Source organism: Pseudomonas sp. B21-035, assembly GCF_024748945.1.
GTDB lineage: Bacteria > Pseudomonadota > Gammaproteobacteria > Pseudomonadales > Pseudomonadaceae > Aquipseudomonas.
Genome location: NZ_CP087179.1, coordinates 3,944,709 through 3,963,821 on the forward strand (window position 1 = coordinate 3,944,709; position 19,113 = coordinate 3,963,821).

Consider the following 19,113-nt stretch of genomic DNA (forward strand, 5'->3'; position numbering starts at 1 on the left):
TTTATCCGTATTGAATGAATTCGAGGGTGTGCGCCGGCGCCGAACGCCTGATCACACATTCCAGGGCGCCGCTTGGGTTCATCCCGAAGCGTTGCCCCCAGTAGCTCGCGCCAAAGCGGCGCCCGAGGCGCAGGCGCGGCCCGGTTTCTAGGGTCCACATAAACTGGGCGGTCCACGTCCCGAAGTGCGCGGCGCCAAAGCGCGACCGGCCAAAGCGTGGTGCGCGGCGCTCGACCACCCGGGCTTGCGTGTAGCCCAGGCTGAAAGCCAGCTCGACAAAGTACGCCGGCGTCTGCCCGCCGACCTCGACCAGCCGGCGACGCACCGCCAGTTGCCGGTCATCGAAGGGGGGCGACTCGCCCAGGCACGGGTCGGGCAGTTTCATGACCCGTTCCCAGTCCGGCACCAGCTCGCGCACGGTGTCCGGCTCGCTCTCGGTCAGTAGGTCCGCCACCCGCAAATCCTCGCGGGCCAGCTCCTGGGCGGCGGCAGCCAACAACGCGTCAACCTGCGGGTTAAGCTCACGGTCCCAGGCCGGGCCCGGGGGCAGTAGCGCGCGCAATTGCCCGTGGTAGTCCTCTGCCGTCCTTACAGCCACAGCACACCCCCATAGGTCAGCAGCTCATGGGCGGCGGCCGATACGTTGCCCACCGGCGCGATCAGGGTGTGGTCACGCTCGCCGGCGGCGCCGCTGATTGCCTCGCTGATATGCGTGGCCAGCAGCTCGGCGCCCAACTCCGACTCGCGGTTGTGCAGATCGATCAACGCCGCTTCGACCGCCCGCCGCACCGCGCTGCTGTCGGGGGTAACCTTGAGCTGGTACTGAACCGGCTTTTCCGCCGGCGGCAGCACGTACACTTCAGCCGTTACCGGCCGTTCTTTCTCGATGTAGGCCGCCACCTTCGCGCAGGCCTCGGCGTTTGGGATAATGTCGATATCGCCGTCACGCACAAAGAACACCCCCACCGTGCCCGGGCCCATCCAGCGGCGCACCACCCAGGCCCGCGTCACCCCGGCCACCTCAAGCGCCCAGGTGACGTAATCGTCCTTACTGCCGCCGTGCGGGATCACCTGATAAGAGCGGATCACCCGACCGCGCAGCGTCTCGATACTCTCCTGCTCGGTACCGCCCTGCAGGCCGGGTTCCTCAACGGTAAAGACCTCATTGAGCCCGAGCACCGGACTGATAAGCCGCAGCGTGGTACCGGCCGGGGTGTTGCCCAGCAGGCCGGCTTCCAGGGCTTCCAGCTTGGCCACGCCCTGGGCGGCGCTCAGCTTGACCGTGGCCACCACCCGAAAGCGTGCACCGTCATTGCGCTGCAGCAGCGTGCCGGCATCGAGCAGCGCCGAGACGGCACCGGTAAAGGTCGCGGTACCACTCGCCGCTACTGCCGCCAGGCGGTCGCGCTTAAGCCGCGCGCGGGCCATGCGGCGCAGCGTGTCTTCATCGGCCGTGTCGGGCAGGATCTGCGCGGCGATGTACTCTTGATGCCCATACCGGGCAAAAGAGGCGCCGCCCAGCACCCGGGCCAGCACCTCCGCGTCAGACCGTAGCAGCGCGCTGGAGCCCGCCAAGTCGGCCTGCGCCCGAGCGATCAGCCCGGGTAACGTCGGGGTTTCAAACGGCATTGATCACCTGCCAGAGATTGTCGAGTTTCAGGTCTATGGCGGTGCCGTCCTTCATCGACAGCACTACCAGCATGTTCAGCCGGTCAACCCCGCGCGCGGTCGTTACGCTAACGCTGGTTACCCGCCCGTCCTCCAGCATCCAGGCCAGCGCCTCCCGGGCGAAGGCCACCGCGTCGCGCTCGGTGTCGGCGGTCAGCGTGCGCCGGCGCAGTTGCCACAGGCGCGACCCAATGCGGTCATTGGCCAGGGTGGGGAAGCTGTCGCCCCACCACCCATACCGCTGGCTGTCGTCCAAGCGGTCGTCAGCCTCGGCGCGGCGCCAGGTCAAAAGGCTGATCACCGCCGCCCGGCGCCAGGCGCTTTCGCACGCGTCGTCATTGAGCAATGCCATATCAGCCCTCCGGTACCGGCTTTTTGTCCGAGCCTTCGTGAACGTGCAGGGACGTGCTCACGCCGGCGGCGATCTGGTCGCCGGCCGATTCGATACGCCCCGTGGTGCGAATGACCGGCGTGTCGAACTCGACCGCCGTTTCCGCCTTGACCTTGAGGGTCAGCGTGCTGATCTCGATCACGCGGTCACGCTTGAAGTGCAGGTAGTCGCCTTCATCGGTGTACAACGCCACCTCGCCGCTTTTGAGCCCCTGCAGACGAAAGCGCCGGTCGGACACACAAATCACTACCCCATGCGAGCGGTCGCCGTTCAGGAAGGCCGCCAGGGCCTCCGCGCCGGGGTGGGGATTCGAGGTCAGGCCGTAGGGCTCGAAGTGCTCCATGCCGTCTTTCACTTCATCAGCAGTCAGCCGCATTTGCAGGCCCTGCATCTTGCTGCCGGCGTTCACCAGCGACAGGACGCCCCGGGCCAGGAAGTTTTTAAATCCACTCATGTGCCAGGCTTCCAGTCAGCGGGGATCAGGTATTCGAAGTTGTCCGCCTTGCCGCCCTTCTTCAGCTTGCGGGCTTTGTGCGGGTCTTTCGGTTCGGGGTCGAACGCATCCGGCGGGCCTACGGTGATGTTGGCCACCGTGCCGTTCTCGTCCAGGCTGTATTCGATTTCGCTGATCAACATGTCGCGGTCGATGCCGATCAGGTCATCGACCACCCGCACGACCATGTTGGGCAGCCATAGCGCGCCGTTGGACTGCCGCCACCCCTGCACCTTGTATTGCAGGGTCAGCGCCTTGCCCATGCGGTTACCGCGCTCCCAGTTGGCCCGCGCCTCGGCGAGCGTCGGCGTCATCTGGCCGCTTTCGTGGATCAGCAGCACCCGCTTACGCGTGGCGCGCGGATCAGTGACCGACGCCCGCACCTCCGAGGCCTTTTCGCCGAATTCCTCATCGGTGCCCGAGCGCTGGCCGGTCACCCGGTATTCAGAGAACACCCCGGAAAAGTCCAGGGCGGCCGAGCCTGTCAGGATGTTTTGCCCCAGCTCCAGGCGGTCAACCGCACGGCCGGCGCTCCCCGGCCGGATGATCACCAAGCGGCCGCGGGCATCGTCGGTCGAGAGCAGCCGGGAAAGCGTCAACAGGCGGTCAATCGACTCGAACACCGTTTCTCCCGGCTCGATGCTGTGATCGGCCAACTTCGTGGTTTCGGCGGCCTGGCTCAGTACCTGCACCCCGTAGGGTTCGGCCAGGGCTTGGACGATCTTTTGCACGCTCTGCCCGCGCCATTGCCCGGGTTTGTTGATCGCCGAGCAGTCGACCAGATCAGACGTAACCGAGCGGCCGGCAATGGCCCGATTGACCGACTTGCTGTCGTAGCTAACCGGTGTGCTGTAGATCCAGCCCGATAGCACCAGGTCATCACCAATGCGCACTTGGCAGTAGTCGCCCTGGCGCACCGGTATTTCGGTGTCCTGGCCGGGCCAGCGCCAGGTTACGTCGAGCTTGAAGTCTCGGCTCTGCCGCTCGATCCCGGCGCTGATACTGACTTTCGTCCAGCCGCGATAATCCAGGCCGTTCACGCTCAGCGTGACAGCGTTCAGGTTGTCCATGGGTTTAATCCTGGGCGACGGTCAACACACCCGGCGGCAGGAAGCCCGGGTGTATGGCCTTGTTACGCGTAACGATTTCGCCGGCGCGCGTGGCGTCGCCGAAACACTGATAAGCCAGCACCAACGCCGGCAAACTTTCCTGCGTCGTCACCTCGGTCAGGCGAACGCCCGAACGGGCCACCTCGGTCAGGTGCCCGGTAACGTGCTTGCGCACGGCTTCCAGCACCTCAAAGTGATCATGCGATGCGGTCTGCGCCGCCTCCCACAGCGCGGCACCGATGGCGTCACGAATCAGCACCACCTCATCGGCTGCCGGCACCTCCGGGCGCTGGATCGGCGCCGCCACCTGCTGGGCCAGGGACGGGCTACCCGGCAGCGGCGCCGGCGCCGCGATCACCGGCATAACCGCCGCCGTGCGCGCGGCCAGCACCAGCAAGGCGTCGCGCACCAGCTCGCGGGCCGCCTTGACGACTGCGACCGTAGCCGCGCCGCCGGCGGTGTTGCTGATCGATTTGTCGGTAGCAGCCTCGGCGGCCAGCGCCCTGGCCGTTTCGACTTGGCCGGTGATATCCCGGGTTGCCGTCACGAAAGTGGTAAAGACCGGCTCAACCTCAGCCAGGCCGGCGACCGTGCGGGCAAACTCCGGGTCGACCTCGAGGCCGGCCGCCGCGCTGCCGCTGCCGCCCCCTCCACTGCCGCCGCTACCACCGCTCGATCCGCCACCGCCGCCACCCGTGCCGCCAGTGCCGCCGGCACCAGAGCCAGAAGCGCCACTACCAGCACCACCCGACGACCCACCGGCACCGCCCGAGCCACCCGACGACGGCGCCCAGCGGTAGCCCGAGGAACGCGAATGGCCGCCGATATCGGCAAACTGCGCCCGGATCATCGCGGCGAAGTTGCCCGGGGCGTTGATCAGCATGTCAGCCAGCGCCTCGACGGAACCGACCAGGGCGACCAGCTGGCCGAATTCCTGATAAATCGCCATCTGTATGCCGGCAATGCCGTTTTGCAGGGCCACCACCGCCAGGCGCGCCCGATTTACCACCGACATTGCTGCCTTGTATCGACTGATTGCCGACTCAAGCAGGGTTTCCGATGATTCCTCAAGCTGCCGCGCAGTGTTCGGCACCCCGGCCGGGAAACCCTTCTCCCCGGCTTCGATGAACACCAGGTCAAAGCGCGCCATGCCGCCTTCGCGCCGCTCGTGGGTGACCTCGCAATCCCCCGCCGTTACGTTCATGCGCCCAAACCAGGGGTGCACCAGCTCCCCCGGGCCCGGCTCATCCAGCGCTTTCAGCAGGTCATCCCGCTTTACCAGGTAGTCATCACCAATGACAAAGGCCGTTAGCTTGGTCGTCCGCGTGCGCCGGCCCATATCCTCGACTAGCGGCTTGTCCCGCTGGGGATATTCATGCAGCTGCGTGCGCCGGCCGACCGGCATGGCGTCGCTGTCCACATGAAACGGCACCCCGCGAAAGGATGCCGGGTGCAGCTCATCCCGCCACGTTTTTTCCATTGTCACCCCCTCAACGAGCGGTAACCGACTTGCGGGGTTACCGTCAGGCCGGGTTGATTGGTTTGAGGCTGGTCCACGCGCATACCCGCCGGGGCGTTCTCAAAGCGCACCAGCATGGAGCCTTCCAGATTGGTTTTCTGCGTGGCCGCCGTCTGCTGCACCAACGACCCGCGCGCGGCTGGCAAACTGGCCGCTGCCGCTAACTGCCCCGCCGATGCACCCGAGCGTGGCGGCTGGGCCAGCTGCTGGGCCGCCTGGGCGGCTTTGAGCATGTCCGCCGGGGTCACCCCCTTGGGTTGCTCAAGCTGCGGCACCTTCGGCATCGCTGGCAGCGGCGCCGGTGCAGGGTGTTGCGCCAGTTCCCGGGCCTTGGTTGGCACCACCTGCAGCACCGGGCTCGGAACTTTGGGCGGGGCCACCTGCAGCACTGGGGCCGGAACCTTGGGCGCCTCAGCCTTGGGCACCTGGGCAGCGCCCGGCCGCTGTTCGGCTTCCGGCAGCATGTCCTGCGGGCCCACTTTGGGCACCAGGGCAAGCCTTGGCGGCGCCGGTGCCGGCACTGCAGCAGCGGCGACCGCCGGCGGTGTTGCCGGTACCGGCGGTGCCGGCGGCCATTTGGCGGCATCTGTAAGCGCCGTAGCGGCCGCCGGCGATGCCGGCAGCGGTTGCGGTACCGGTTGCGGCTTCAGCAGCGGCAGCGGTGCTGCAGGCGCCTCAGCCCCTGGCGCACGCAACAAACTGGCCACGCTGGTTGCCGCCGGCATCAACTCCGGCGCCTGCGCAATCGGCTTGACCAGTTGCCCCGGCGCCGGGTGCTTGGCTGCGTTACGGGCCTTCTGTTCCTCGGCCCAGGCATTGACCTTGTCCGTCGCCGCGTTGACCACGCCGGAACCATCAGCACTATCAGACTCGAAGCCAAGGAACTTCATCATCGGTTCAATGATGGGCCGCAGCTTCTCCCATAGGCTGCGGAAAAATCCGGTGATCGGCTCCCAGTGCTTGATGATCAGGCCCAGCGGCGACCAGTCAAACACCGACTTCAGGAAGTCGAAGAACGGCACCGAGAAGGCTTTGACCAGCTCCCACAGGGCGCCGAAGAACCCGCTGATCGGCTCCCAGTTGGCGATAATCTGCCCCAGCGGCGACCAGGCAAAGGCCGTTTTCATCCAGCCCCATACCGCCATCGCAGGCCCCTGAATCCGCGACCAAATCGCCTCAAAATACGGCGCCAAGGTCGCCCAGTTGGCGATCACCAGGCCTGCAGCTACAGCGATGCCACGCACCACCAGGCCAATCGGGCTCATGCTGGCAACGCCATTCATCAGCGTCAGCGCAGCGGTTGCCCCTGCCGTGGCCAGGCGCAGCACGGTAAAGCCTACCGCCGCGCCGATAATGCCCTTGATCAACCACGGGTTGGCCCCGGCAAGCTCGGTCACCTTGCCAATGATCGGCCCCACGGTGGCCATGAACTCGTTAAACGGCGGCAGCAGCACACTGCCAACCGTGATGCCCAACCGGGTCACCCGGTTCTGCAGGAGCTGCATGGCGTTTTGCGTGGTCGCCGCGCGGGCCGTGTATTCCGCCTGCATCGATCCGGCGTATTCGCTTTCGTCGCCGACAGACTTAAAGTTCTTCTGCAGCGTGTTCAAGCTGGTCAGCAGCGGCGCAATGGCCCCTACCGATTCCTTGCCGAACAGGTTGGTAAGCACGGCCGCTTGCTTGCTTTTCTCGACCTTGGCCAGTGTCTGCAGCACGCGGTTAATCGTGCCCTCGCTGTCGGTCTGCATGCCCTTGGCGATTTCGTTCGCATCCAGGCGCAACGCCTTGTAGGCCTGGGCCTGCGACTTGGTCGCGGCAGTGCCTGCAGTGAGCGTTAGCATGAAGTTCTTGATGCCGGTGGCGGCCACGTCCTGGGCAATACCCACACCGGCCAGGGTCGAGCCCATCGCCGCCAACTGCGCAGCGCTGACCCCGGCCACCTCACCCAGCGGACCAATGGCCGTCAGGATCGCCGAGATTTGCCCCGTGCTGGCCGCGCCGGTGTTGCCCAGGTAGTTAATCTGGTCGGCCAGGGTGACGACCTCGGCCTGATTCATTTTGAAGGCCGTTCGCCACTTGGCCATCATGCTGCCCGACTGTTCGGCCGTCTGGTCGAACGCGACGCCCATTTTCACCGCGTCTTCAGCAAACTGATTCAGTTCTTCCCGGGCAATGCCCGACTGGCCACCGGCGGCGACAATCTGCGCGATGCCCTCGGCCGCCATCGGCAGGCGCTCGGACAGGCCCAACACGTCGTCGCTCATCGCCTTGAACTGCTCGGGCGATTCGAAGTTAACCACCTTCTTCACGTCCGCCATGGCGCTTTCAAAGCCCATGGCAGCCTGCACCCCCATGACAAACGGGGCCGCGATGGCCCCGCCCTGGATCGCATCCATGAAGGTGATTTTGCCAAGGCCCGAGCTGTTCAACTGCTTGCGCAAGTTGGCCGCGTTCTTGCGAACCCCGCTCAGCACCGGCGACAGCTTATCGACGCCGGTAATAAGCGCTTTGAGCTGGAACTTATCCGCCATTGCCGCCCCCTACTAACGCCAGAATTCGCCTGGCGTTTTCTTCACTCTCGAACAACACGTCGAGCGGCCAGGCCGTGACCTCACCCGGGCTGACTTTCCAGTACCAGGCCAGGTCGTAGGCCAGTTCGATCAGTCCGTCGATTGAGCTGAAGCGGGGGCCATGAAAAAACCAATGACCGTCCACGCCAGGGTGTTCAGGTCGGACAGGTCCAACTGGTTAACCGAGCTGGGCGGGATGCCGGCACAGACGGCGATGTACTTCGACGCGGTTTCAACATCTGCAATGGGGTAGCCGCTTTCGCCCATGGTGTACGGTAGGAGTTTGATGGCCCGAACCTCCTGCACTGTCGGACGGCGCAGGTTCAGTTCAGTGACTTCCTCGGCGTGGGCTTGAATGGGGGCGTTCAGCTTGTGGGTTACGGTGCTCATTACTGCCAGTCTCCTGCAATGCCTTCAAACTTCAGCGGGGCTTTCGCGTCATCGCCGGTCACTTTGGCTTCATCAACCAGATACGCGCCGCTCAGCACGTAGCTGCTACCGTCGGCCAACTCGGCGGTAATGGTCATGTTGGTGCCGTTGACCAACTTGGCCCGAGGGAAATTGCGCGTTTTAACCGCGTCGACGCTGATGTACGGAATCAGGTCTTCTTCCTTGTAGTGGCCCCGTACAATGGTTTCGCGCTTCACGTCGGAAAGCGGACATTCCACCGCACCCGTGATCGTGAGCTGTTCGCCGTCGACCTTGATGTAACAGGTGCCCGCGACTTTCTGACCCATGAAAGGATCTCCCATAAAAAAGCCCGCGCGTGGCGGGCTGGAGTTGAACGAAAAGGGTTACACCGCTTCGGGGTACTGCAGGCGGAACTGATACGCCAGGGCGAACACCCGCAGCTGATTGACCAGATCCGGCGGGAACAGAACGCTGACACGGTTGGGGTTACGCGGATCGCGCTCGACCACCAGGTACTCTTTGAACAGCTCGCTGTTTTCGACAATGCCGTCGCGTTCGAGCGCGCCATAGGCGGCGATCAGTTCGCCCCGGATCACAACCGGGGTGACGATTGCCTGGCCAGCACCGAAGCGGGTGCCGTCGTTGGCCAGCTTGCTGCGCCCGTACTTGCTGGTAATGATCCCGCGCAGGTAGCGAATCACGTGCGCCGACTGGTGCAGCGTCTCGCTGTCGAGGTAGGAGTCATCCGGCTGGCCCAGGTCGTTACGCTGGTAGGTCGTAACGGCGCGCTCGATGCGGTAGTTACCGCCGGTGTAACAGGCCGTGGCGATGCCGCTGGTCAGCAGCGATTGCCGCTCGGTCAGCATGAAGCGCTCACTCGACGGCGCCGGCTCGATGCCTGCCAGCGCACCGGTTTGCGTCGGGCGCGCCGGGTCGGCACTGATGAACACGGCAGTACGCGCGGCCCACTGCGCCGCGACTTCCCAGACTGGCTGGGGCACGCCCTTTTCACAGCCGTGAATGCTCACGTGCGGGTCATTGCGCAGGCGCCCCACCGCCACCAGCTGGCCCAGCGTGCCGCGCTTGGCGGTGTAGACGTGGCCATACAGCTGCTTTGCCCAGGACCAGCGCCCGGCGCTGTCATCCATGGCGACTTTCCAGGCATCGAGCGTCGCGGTGTCAGTCCAGGGCTGACAAATGAACTCGAATTCCTCATCACCCAGGGCCGCCAGGGCCTCGGCAATGTCCGGCGTACCGGCGCCGCCGGTCATGGCAGTGATGGTCAGCACCAGGCCGGCGGGGGTTACCTCGCCGTTATTGCGGCCCAGGCGATTGAGCTGCAGCTGAATGTCGTTGCCCAGCTCCCCCGAGAACTTGGCCACCAGCTTCACCGCCGTGGCCTCTGCCGTGGCCTTCACCGGCATGTCAGGCGCCGCGTTGATGCCCTCAGCCAGGGCGGCGGCCACCACGTCAGCGGTAGCGCCGGCAACGACAGGGACGCGCACGCGCTGCCCGGCAATGTACAGATTGACCAGGCCGGCCACAGTAACCGTGCCCGTTACGGTAACGTCAGCTTTCGCCGGCGTACCGACCGCCTTGAGCGGCAAACACCAGACCTCGCCGGCCGAATCAATGGCGCGGTGCTGCTTGTGCATGGCGGCCAGCATCGAGCCGTCACCCGCGATAGCGCGGGCCTCGGCGGTGCGGGCCACCAGCACCAGGCTACCGACTTCGGGGCCCTCCGCGTCGTCGTTGACCTGGCCGACCAGCAGCCGGCGCAGGGTCGAGGCGCCGCTATTGGCCTGCGAGTTGTCGACCTCGGCATAAAACAACGGCACGCGAATGTCGGTCGGGATAGTGCTGAAACCTACGCTCATTGCGCCTTACTCCCTCGGGCTGGCTTGGATTGAGTGACGGGCTCAGGCGCCGCCACAGGTTCGGGCTCTACGGCCGGGGTGGCTGCCGGCGCAACCTCGACGCGTACCGCGTCACCGTCGTTGATACGGCGCTGCCAGTACGCGTCGTGGGGCACCTTGTCGCCCGCCTCCGGCAGCAGCTGGCCGCCCTTTTCCGGCATAGGGCAGAATCGCCCCGGCACCGGTTTCACGTGAATCAGGTTCATGGGTTCAAGTCCTCTCGGGTTTCAAATTCGACCCGCCCGTCAGGCCCGCCGGGGGCCGCGTTCGGGTCCCTCAGCGGGTCGATAAAGTCGTATCGGGTATCGATGCCCTCCAGCGATGGGAGACCGTCAAGCTCGCGCTCGTGCCACGTCTCAGCCGGATCGCCATCGCGACTTCGGCCCAACTGGAACTCAGCGCTGAAGCTGTAGCGGTAGATCACCCGGGCTCGGTTGATGAAGATCAGCGCGCCCCCGCCATAGGTGATGGCGCCGTACTCGCTGCCAGGTTTCCACCCCACCAGTGCCCGCCAGATTTCCGCGCGCAGTTCGTGCAGATCCTGCGCGGCCTCCTGGCCACGTTCATCGCTGGTGTCCAACACAACAACCACGTCGAATCCATCTGAAATAACCTGGCGGACACCGGTCTGCAGGTCATTGGGTTCTGCCTGATCGTCGGAAGCGATCACATAGGCCGATGGGTGCTGCAGCTTGGAACTGCTCGCGACGGCATCCCAGTCGATACCGGCCGCAATCCGTGTGGAAAACGTCGGACAGTAGGCGCGCAAATGCGCGACGATCACATTTAGTCTCATCGTGGTTTCCGGTTTTTGAGGTCAGTTCAAGGCGGCCGCAAATGCAGCTGATAGCAGCGCCTGCACCGATGATCTGGAATCCTGCAAGGCATCAGCCATGTAGTTGTCGCGGGGGTAATACGCCACCCAGCGGCGGCACGGGCAGCAAGAGCCAGCGCCCTATCGCCCTTCGCCCGCCGGTTCGATTTGCCTTTACCCATGCCTGGTGCAAGCTTTCCGGGGCGGTTTCCTTTCTTGACCCCGTAATGCAGGTAGGCCGGATAGAACTCCTTCATGGAGCTGGTCTTGCGCGGTGCGATCCGCACGAGAAAGCCGGCCCGCGACACCTTGAAGTTGATCGATTCAAGGGTGGCGCCCGTGCGGTTGACCGGATAGCCGTCCTGGCCTTTACCAAGCGCTAGGTTCATCTGCGCTCGTTGCGTGACCAGGCGGCCGGCTTTACGCATCGCCGCGCGGATCTTGGACTTGTCGAAGGCGTCGCGCTCGAAACTGTCAAAGCCTTCAAAGTGCACATAACCTTCGACCGAAGAACGGCTAGGCATAAACGCCCCCTCCAGCGGTCACTCCGCCGATCATCTCCACTTCCAATACCGTGAAACGATGGGCTCCGTTCAGATCAGCCACGCGACGCACCCTGTAGATTTTGGCACCGTGCACCACCTCATGATCCTCTGAGATACCGTCCAGAAAGCGAAAGGTAACGCGGTGAGTGACCTTGGCATCCAGCTGAACACCAGCAGCGTAAGCAGCGGTACCAACAGGCAAAATGGATGCCCAGCGCCAAACCTCGCCACTGAAAGCCGAGTCCAAGCCGAAGTCTTTAGCCGGCTTATCGGTGCGTTGCCGAATCATGACTCGCCGGTTTAATTCGCCCGTTGCGGGCTCCCTGAGAGCCATGACTAAAATCTCGGCGGGACAGTGATGTCCGCTATCAGATGGTCGATAAAGCTCGACGGCAACTCGGTCAGCGACTGTCCAACGACCATCAGCCCACGATGAGTAAATGCGGTTTCGGCGGCCATCAGCAGCCAGCTCAAAACACCCGGGTGCGCCTTCAAGTCAACCCCGGCGCGATAGCGGATACGCAACCGACCCTCAGGTCGTCCGGCGGGGAAGATCAGATAGCTCTCCTTCCCTCCTTGGCGGACCTCTACCCTCCCTTCAAATGCCTTCTCCTGACCGGCATCGCTGACGGCCAGCACCGATTCAACAGCAACCACCTGGCCAACATCCAGCGAATGCCCCGATGGATACGACGCTGGCCAATCCTCCTCATAAACCGCTTCACGAATGGCCGCCCCGGTCCTCGACTCAGCCTGCGCGGTAACCCCGGGGATAATGATCAGGTTGATCAGTTCGGGCTGCAGGTCCTCTGGCTCGGCCCTGCACTGAAAGGCCACCTGCTCCAGCGTTAGCACGGGCGCCCCCGTGTAGGCGATGCGGCGAGCCATGATCAGGGCTTGTCTTCATCGTCTTCGGGATCGGTGTTGTCCGACACTTCATTCGGTGGCGGCTCCGTTGATGGGCCGGGCTGGGCGGGGCCTTTCGCTGCCGGCGCCGACTTGCCCTTACCGCCGCCGGGCTTGCCAGTTTTCTTGCCCTCATACAGCTCTGCACGACCGCCATCGATCAGCGACTGGGCTACGTCTTCCTCGAAACCCGCAACCTCGCCCTTGCCGTAGCCACGCCAGGAGCCGGTGAAAGTAATAATTACCTTTGCCATAAACATTCCATCCAGTTGAGCGGCCCCGGCTCATCCGGGGCCAGGGGTTACATGCCAGCGCCCCACTTCACAGCGACCGCCACCACGATGCTCTCGACGTGGCGCGGGCCGAAGTCGTGCTTCGCGATCACACGTAGCAAGGTCTGGTCACGCTGGAAGGCACTGACCATCTCGCCCTGGGCATCCTTGTAGGAAGCCTCGTTGCTGAAGCTCAGGGTTAGATCCATGTCTTCGCCGATCATGCAGTCCGCGAAGTTGACGAAATAGATCTCGGTTTCGTTGCCATCGGCGCCGAGGTTCACCGGGATCTGGTTGCTGAGGCCAACCGGATAACCCTTGAGCATACCGGCATCGATTTCCGGGTAAGCCTTGTTGCCGTTGCCGTCGCGCAGCGCCTGCAACCAACGCAACACACGCGGCGCCATCAGCCAGCCGCAAGACTTCATCATCACGTTCGCCGTTTCCAGGCGCAGCATCATCCCGCCCAGGAACAAATCGATTTTTTCCAGCGTGAGGCCATCCACCACAGGCGCGGTCAGGATGTTGAAAGGCAGCGCCCAGTGACGCATACCCTTGGGCAGCGAGCCGGTGCCGTCAGCACGGATGAAGTGCAGATCCTCCGACAGGCCCATGCTCACCGTCAGATCACTGAGCACCAGGCCATCGACGCGAGGGTTAACCCCGCTCATCGCCAGCAGATCGTTGGAGATCGGCACGATGGCGGCAGCCTTTTTCGCCGACAGCTTGGTGTCAGCGAACGTCATACCGGTGATCGGGATATCGGTATCGCTACCGATGTACGTCACTACGGTGTTGCCGGTAATACGTGGCTGGGTCAGGTTGCCGTTGTTCAGCGGCAGGCTGGTGACCCCCATTTTGCGAACAATGGATACCGGGCGAAGCGATTCAATGACTTCGGTGGCGAAGTTCTGCGGCACCAGCACACCGCCCGCACCAGGGGTTACGACGCTCAAAGCCATGTGGACATCAGCCGGGAAGCCGCCGTCCTTCGCCATCTGGGCGGCCGTCTGCTGGTTCCCCTGGGCAGAGGCCAGCAAGCGCGCCATCTGCGCCATACCAGTACCAGGCTTGGCCTTTTCGCTGAATGGGCCGGAAATACTGCCGTTCGGCGGGCTAGTAGCGCCCTGGGCCGACTCGTTCACCGGCACAGCGCTCGCGGCCGCTAAGCGCTCCGCTGATTCGGCGCGGCTGATTTTGGCGGTCAGGTCATTGATCTGCGATTCCAGATTAGTGAACTGCTGCAACTGCTCGGCACTCAAGCTACCGCCGCCGGCCTCGATCTTGGCCAGAGCTTGCACCTGGGTGACCAGGCCTGCGCGCTCATTACGCATTTGAAGTACAAGGGACATGCTGCCTCCTGGGCATAAAAAAACCCGCACTAAGCGGGTCTGGATTCAGTTGATACGGTTGATAGGGTCAGACGAACGATTGCATCGCCAACGCCGCGGCACGCACGCTGATGCGGCTGGACTGGCGCGTTGCACGGTTCTGCGCAACAGCACGCGACAGCTCATCGACGGTGTGCTGAGGGATCTGCATGCGGTCAGCCAAGCCTGCATTGATTGCATTCTGGCCGCGATATAACCCGGCCTCGGTGGCGATCACCTTGGCGACCGGCAAGCCGCGATACTCAGCCACAGCGCTCACAAACATCTGATAGCTCTCCTGCACCAGCTCGTTGAGGAAAGCCAACGACTGCTCCGTGATCGGCTCATGCGGGGATAGATCGTTTTTGTGTGCCCCGGCAAATACCGTGGTCACCTTGACGCCCATCCCCTCTTCCATTTTCGAGCGGTCCATGTGACTCGCGATCACACCGATGGAGCCAACGCCGCTAGTCCGACTTACAACCAGCTCGCTGCAGGCAGACCCGATCAGGTAACCGCCGCTGTACGCCATGTAATTGACCAGGCCGGTGATAGGCTTTTGAGCGGTCATTGCACGGATATCTTCGGCCAGCTCGAAGGCGCCGACAGCGGAACCGCCCGGGCTGTCGATATCCAACACAATGTGCTCGACCATCGGATCACCCACGGCGCGTTGCAGCTGGGAGCGCAGGCCCTCATAGCTGGTCATCGTCTCGCAGGCATTCAGATGGCTGCCTCGACTGACCAACACACCGCTTACGGGAATGACCTCGATCCCGGTCTGGGCAATGGCACTACGCCGTTGTTCGTCGGCGTACGCTACGCGGTCGATGGGATCGTCATCCTTCCAGATCTGGGCCGAGCTGCCTCCAATGTTGACGATGTTGAGGCTCATGGTCTGGTTGGCCCAGCGCACGCCCAGGTCGAGCATGTCCGGTGTGACCAGCAGAGGTTGATTGAACAGCAGGCTGGATGCCCGCAGATAGCGCTTACTCATTGGGCAAGAATCCTCCCGATCTCAGCGTGCTGCATTTCCAGCTGAGCACGCACTGCAGGGTTGTTTAAGTCGGGCTGCTTGCCAGCGTCGACCATGTTGAGGGGCTGCAGGTAGATATCGCCGCCTTGTACTGGCGGCATGTTTTCCAGGCGCCGGATGTCGTTAACGCTCAACCAACCCCACTGGCGGCCAATAGCGTAGGCCTCATAGCGGCTTTTCTGGTCGCCGCGCAGCAGGCCGGCCAAGTTGAACTCGATGAAGTAGTCTCGCCGGTCCTTCGGCAGCAGAAAATCGCGCATCATCGACTGTTCATGGCGCTTCACCCAGGGCAGCAGGGCGAACACCACGAACTGAATCATCAGCTGCTCCAGGGTGTTGTAGTTCGACTTCTCCAGATCGTTCACCATCGGCAGCGGGATCTTGTAGATCCGTGCGATGTCCAGTCCGGTCAGCTTCATGATTCCGACAATCTCGGCATCGACGTTGGTCATAGACACAGGCTTGAAGGTCATGCCCTCCTGCAAGAGCGCAACCTTCTTGGCATTGTCCATGCCTCCGAACTTCTGCCCCCACTGATCAACGATCTTGTCGATGATCCCCTGGTCTTTGATCGCGGGTGCCTCGCGGGGGCGCTCGATCACGCCGGACACGGCTACGCCATTGGCGAAACTTTTGCCGGTGTATTGGCGGACAGCCTGGGTCAATCCAATTGCATCAGCGTGCAACTCAATGGGCGAAAGCCCGACGTAGGGGTTCGTGCCGAACCAGCGCACGTGATGCACCATCCGCATCGGTACCGCCTCACCTACTCCAATCCGGTAGTACGGCAGCAGGTCAGCGCCCTTGAGCACCTGCACTTGTTCATTTTTGAGCGCCCAAAGGGCGGTGACGTTGCCGTCCTCCCGACGGTCGATGAAGCTGAAGGCGTTACCCCGCAGCCCCGCCGCGCCCTGATGTCGCTCCATGTACTCACAAGGTGTCTGGAATGGGTTGGGCTGGTAGCGCAGCACGTCGTACAAGGGGTGGTTGATCGCCGGTTCACGCTGCCCATTGGCCTTGCGCTGATACATCTCAAGCGGCAGCTGCGCCACCGTCTCAGCCAGCAAGGTCACGCAGTTCTGCAGGATAGGCAGGGCAAGCGCTGTGTCTGGCGTTACGGTCACGCCTGCAGAGCTTCGACCACGCCCGAGGAGGCCGCGCCAGAACCCATGATCCGGGTTGGTCAACGTAGCAGCACCGGTGTCACGCAAGCTGGAAAAGAACATGGTCAGCCCCCTCCTCCAGCCACCTGGCGCGCGGCCAGGCGCGCTGCCGCTTGGTCAGCAAGCCTTGACCAGGCCAACAGCCCGGCTCCGGCGACGATAAATGCGGCTGGCCGATGCACCATCCAGACGCCCCCAACCAGCAGTGCAAACCCCAGAAGGCCTGCCAGCCAGGACAAAATTGCCAACTTCATATACCTACCCCTTCGTCGTAAACCGACGTGCCGGATGCCTCGGAAATGTCACCACTGATGCCAACCGCCATCACGGCAGCAACAATGCCGTCGATGCGGCCCGTGGCTTTGGATTTGTCGACCTTCCGGTTGTTGGCCGGATCGAACACGATCACCGCGTTGCCCGCGTTCCAGGTCATCACCGGGTTGTCATCGTGCAGGAGCGTTTCGACTACCTCGGTGGAGGTGTGGACTTCAGACACAACTTCATAGTCGTCTGGGTCCAGCTCAATCACCGCCGACGGCTCTGCTTTGCGACCCAACAAACGCCGCTCGAATTCATCGACGGCCGGCCCCATGTCCTTGAAGCCTTGGCCGAAAGGCTTAAGCTCGGGCAACGTGATGCCGTTGTCGTTCATCAATGACAGCAGGTCCTCGATCCGCCACCGGTCGTAGGCGATCCGCCGCACGTCGAAGTAATCGCAGATAGTTTGCAGGCGCCGCAGCACATGCAGCTTGCTGATGGCTCGCCCCGGAGTGGTCTCCAGGTGGCGTTCCTTGATCCATTGCAGATACGGCACACGGTCGCGCTTCTCCCGGCCAGACAGGTCGTCGTCGGGGATCCAGAAGTACGACAGCGAGCGCCAGTGCGGATCGTGCGGCATCGGGCTGAACATCAGCACGAATGCGGTCAGGTCCGTGGTACTGGAAAGGTCCAGCCCGCCAACGCATGGTCGGTTGCGCAGGACGCGCATCGGCACCCGCTCAGCAGCACCGCGCCAGATCTCCCAGGACAGCCACGGCGATGTCGCCTGGGTCCACTCGCAGAAGTTCAAGCGCCTGACAACGGCCTCTTTCGCCGGTAGCCCCTTCGCTTCGGCCACCTGCTCCCGCAGGTACTTGCGGCCCGGGATGCCATCGGTCTGGCCCTCAAGAATGAAGTCCAGCGAGGGGTTCACCTTCGGCCAGCACGACTCATCTTTAAACGGGTCATCCCCCTTATCCAGCGAGCAGATGAAGGCAAAGAACGCATCGTTTTCCTCCTTGCCCTCGCAGATCCGCACGCCCAGGTCGTGATACTGACCGCACACCGAGCCCTTGTCGGAGCCGCTGTTGGTGATCATCACAATCAACGCGCGGCGCCTGAACTTGGTACCGGCCCGCATCATGTTCACGGCGCTGGCTGTCTTGTGCTCATGCAACTCATCGATCAGCGCGATATGTGGCCGAGGGCCGGACTGGCCTTCGTCGGAGCTGATCGGGCGGAAAAAGCTATGAGTGCCGGGATAGAACAGGTTCCAGACCTTCTCATCACGGCCCGATTGCACCAGGCGCGCCGAGAGGTGTGGCGCCATGTTCACCATGCTGACCGCGTCGCGGAATAGGATCTGCGCCTGGTCTTTTTTCGTTGCGGCAGCATAGATCTCGGCCCGCTGCTCACCGTCGGCGACCAGTCCGTACAACCCGATCCCGCCAACTAGGGGAGACTTGCCCGAGCCCTTGGCCGTTTCGATGTAAGCCTGGCGAAACCGACGATAGCCGTCATCGGTGTACCAGCCGAATAGGCTACCGATAATGAATGCCTGCCACGGCGCAAGGCGGAATGGCAGGCCCTCGAAGTCGCCGCCGTTCAGACACAGCACGTCTTCGAAAAAACCGATGGCCCGCAATGCCGCTTCGGCATTCCAGATCAGCCCGCGCTCACGTCCTTTTTCCAGATCCAGCAGATGGCGCCGCGCCGCGTTGCGAATGTCTGGGCCAGCGATGATCGAGCCCGCCAGCACTCTGTCAGCGAAGCTCTTTACCCGGCAGTCAGTTGAAATACTTTGCGGCAGCGTCTCGCTCTTCATTAGGGAACAAATCTCCTTGTGCCGCCGGTGCGGCTCTCATGTTCCGGCGCGCCAAGGGAGATAACCCGAACTGAGCGCCTGCAGCGTTGGCGCGTTTTTCGGCGTCGTTGGCCAGCTGCCGCAGAACGTGGGTCTGCTGCGCGCCGGTCTTGAAGGTCTGAACCTCACCACCCAGACCGTCAGCCGACTTTGCATTGCGCTCAGCGATCAACCGCTGGAATCGCAACCAGTCGCCGTAGGCCTGGCAGTACGTGGCGAGCGCCATCTGGTCCAACCGCGACACCCACCCAAGCGCCAGCAGCGCTCCGGTAATACGGCTCCATTCGGCTGCAGCGTCACCGCTAAGAAAATCAGGCATAGGCGGCACAGCAGCCGGCACCGCCGGATCCTTGATTTCGTTCAACAGCTCAGCCGGCGAACGCTTGCTGCGGTTGCCGTTGAGCAGATGCACCGACGCGGGCAGACCAGGCCGCCCGGAATTACCGTTTCCAGCCATAGGAAACCTCCATTTCTGATACCCCCCCTCCCTCATTTTTCCCGGTTTTGCACACAGAGGGGGGCATGCGGTCTAGAACAAGCTCCTGAAAAAGTTTTTCACCCCCCCCACCCTCCAGAACGAGGGCTTTTTGGCAGACCCGGGGATATGCGGAGACCAACCCTGCAACTTGGCAACCCGAGGCCGTAGGAAGCACAGCCGACCGGCATTCCAACGATCAGGATGAACAGCTAGCAAGTTGGCCTGGAGCAGTGGCTCGAGAAGCTTCATTGCTTGCTTTACCTCTTCGCTATACCCACAAACGTCATCAGGTCCCAACAGGCGTTTCCACTCGCCATGCCGCTTAAACTC

At 63.1% G+C, this 19,113-nt stretch carries 21 protein-coding genes; all 21 read right to left on the bottom strand.

Annotated features, from left to right (window positions below; translation table 11 throughout):
• Window position 1: 1 nt before the first annotated feature.
• Complete coding sequence (locus tag LOY22_RS17870; protein WP_258594264.1) at window positions 2-598, bottom strand: YmfQ family protein; 597 nt, start codon at window positions 596-598, stop codon at window positions 2-4.
• Window positions 589-1,629: a baseplate J/gp47 family protein gene (locus LOY22_RS17875; RefSeq protein ID WP_258594266.1), complete on the bottom strand. Its 1,041-nt coding sequence runs from the start codon at window positions 1,627-1,629 to the stop codon at window positions 589-591. The genes LOY22_RS17870 and LOY22_RS17875 overlap by 10 nt, the downstream gene beginning before the upstream one ends.
• Window positions 1,619-2,014 carry a phage GP46 family protein gene (locus LOY22_RS17880; RefSeq protein ID WP_177414895.1) on the bottom strand — a complete coding sequence of 132 codons (396 nt, stop codon included), beginning with the start codon at window positions 2,012-2,014 and terminating at the stop codon, window positions 1,619-1,621. The genes LOY22_RS17875 and LOY22_RS17880 overlap by 11 nt, the downstream gene beginning before the upstream one ends.
• A 7-nt stretch (window positions 2,015-2,021) precedes the next feature.
• Window positions 2,022-2,513 carry a phage baseplate assembly protein V gene (locus LOY22_RS17885; protein ID WP_258594268.1) on the bottom strand — a complete coding sequence of 164 codons (492 nt, stop codon included), beginning with the start codon at window positions 2,511-2,513 and terminating at the stop codon, window positions 2,022-2,024.
• Window positions 2,510-3,622 carry a phage baseplate assembly protein gene (locus LOY22_RS17890; protein ID WP_258594270.1) on the bottom strand — a complete coding sequence of 371 codons (1,113 nt, stop codon included), beginning with the start codon at window positions 3,620-3,622 and terminating at the stop codon, window positions 2,510-2,512. Before LOY22_RS17890 ends, LOY22_RS17885 begins: the two co-directional genes overlap by 4 nt.
• A 4-nt stretch (window positions 3,623-3,626) precedes the next feature.
• Window positions 3,627-5,141: a DNA circularization protein gene (locus LOY22_RS17895; RefSeq protein ID WP_258594272.1), complete on the bottom strand. Its 1,515-nt coding sequence runs from the start codon at window positions 5,139-5,141 to the stop codon at window positions 3,627-3,629.
• Between the two features lie 2 nt (window positions 5,142-5,143).
• Entirely contained in the window at window positions 5,144-7,711 is a 2,568-nt protein-coding gene (locus tag LOY22_RS17900) for a phage tail tape measure protein (protein WP_258594274.1), read from the bottom strand.
• Between the two features lie 129 nt (window positions 7,712-7,840).
• A complete protein-coding gene (locus LOY22_RS17905) occupies window positions 7,841-8,140 on the bottom strand; it encodes a phage tail assembly protein (protein WP_258594275.1) in 300 nt (99 codons plus the stop codon).
• Window positions 8,140-8,487 (bottom strand): phage tail tube protein, encoded by a 348-nt coding sequence (locus LOY22_RS17910; RefSeq protein ID WP_258594277.1) that lies wholly within the window; start codon window positions 8,485-8,487, stop codon window positions 8,140-8,142. Before LOY22_RS17910 ends, LOY22_RS17905 begins: the two co-directional genes overlap by 1 nt.
• Window positions 8,488-8,544: 57 nt before the next feature.
• Window positions 8,545-10,038 carry a phage tail sheath subtilisin-like domain-containing protein gene (locus LOY22_RS17915; protein ID WP_258594278.1) on the bottom strand — a complete coding sequence of 498 codons (1,494 nt, stop codon included), beginning with the start codon at window positions 10,036-10,038 and terminating at the stop codon, window positions 8,545-8,547.
• Entirely contained in the window at window positions 10,035-10,283 is a 249-nt protein-coding gene (locus tag LOY22_RS17920; protein ID WP_258594280.1) for a DUF2635 domain-containing protein, read from the bottom strand. Before LOY22_RS17920 ends, LOY22_RS17915 begins: the two co-directional genes overlap by 4 nt.
• Entirely contained in the window at window positions 10,280-10,873 is a 594-nt protein-coding gene (locus tag LOY22_RS17925; protein WP_258594282.1) for a hypothetical protein, read from the bottom strand. Before LOY22_RS17925 ends, LOY22_RS17920 begins: the two co-directional genes overlap by 4 nt.
• Window positions 10,874-10,899: 26 nt before the next feature.
• Window positions 10,900-11,415 carry a hypothetical protein gene (locus tag LOY22_RS17930; RefSeq protein WP_258594284.1) on the bottom strand — a complete coding sequence of 172 codons (516 nt, stop codon included), beginning with the start codon at window positions 11,413-11,415 and terminating at the stop codon, window positions 10,900-10,902.
• On the bottom strand, window positions 11,408-11,725 hold the full coding sequence (locus LOY22_RS17935; protein ID WP_258594286.1) for a head-tail adaptor protein: 318 nt from the start codon (window positions 11,723-11,725) through the stop codon (window positions 11,408-11,410). Before LOY22_RS17935 ends, LOY22_RS17930 begins: the two co-directional genes overlap by 8 nt.
• A gap of 47 nt (window positions 11,726-11,772) precedes the next feature.
• Window positions 11,773-12,324, bottom strand: a complete 552-nt coding sequence (locus LOY22_RS17940) for a hypothetical protein (protein ID WP_258594288.1) — start codon at window positions 12,322-12,324, stop codon at window positions 11,773-11,775.
• 2 nt (window positions 12,325-12,326) lie between these two features.
• Window positions 12,327-12,596, bottom strand: a complete 270-nt coding sequence (locus tag LOY22_RS17945) for a hypothetical protein (protein ID WP_258594290.1) — start codon at window positions 12,594-12,596, stop codon at window positions 12,327-12,329.
• A 47-nt stretch (window positions 12,597-12,643) separates the two neighbouring features.
• Window positions 12,644-13,948, bottom strand: a complete 1,305-nt coding sequence (locus LOY22_RS17950) for a phage major capsid protein (RefSeq protein ID WP_258594292.1) — start codon at window positions 13,946-13,948, stop codon at window positions 12,644-12,646.
• An 85-nt stretch (window positions 13,949-14,033) separates the two neighbouring features.
• On the bottom strand, window positions 14,034-14,981 hold the full coding sequence (locus LOY22_RS17955; RefSeq protein WP_258594294.1) for a S49 family peptidase: 948 nt from the start codon (window positions 14,979-14,981) through the stop codon (window positions 14,034-14,036).
• Entirely contained in the window at window positions 14,978-16,246 is a 1,269-nt protein-coding gene (locus LOY22_RS17960; protein WP_258594296.1) for a phage portal protein, read from the bottom strand. Before LOY22_RS17960 ends, LOY22_RS17955 begins: the two co-directional genes overlap by 4 nt.
• A 187-nt stretch (window positions 16,247-16,433) precedes the next feature.
• Entirely contained in the window at window positions 16,434-18,266 is a 1,833-nt protein-coding gene (locus LOY22_RS17965; protein ID WP_258594298.1) for a terminase large subunit, read from the bottom strand.
• Entirely contained in the window at window positions 18,229-18,762 is a 534-nt protein-coding gene (locus LOY22_RS17970) for a phage terminase small subunit P27 family (RefSeq protein WP_258594300.1), read from the bottom strand. Before LOY22_RS17970 ends, LOY22_RS17965 begins: the two co-directional genes overlap by 38 nt.
• Window positions 18,763-19,113: the final 351 nt, after the last annotated feature.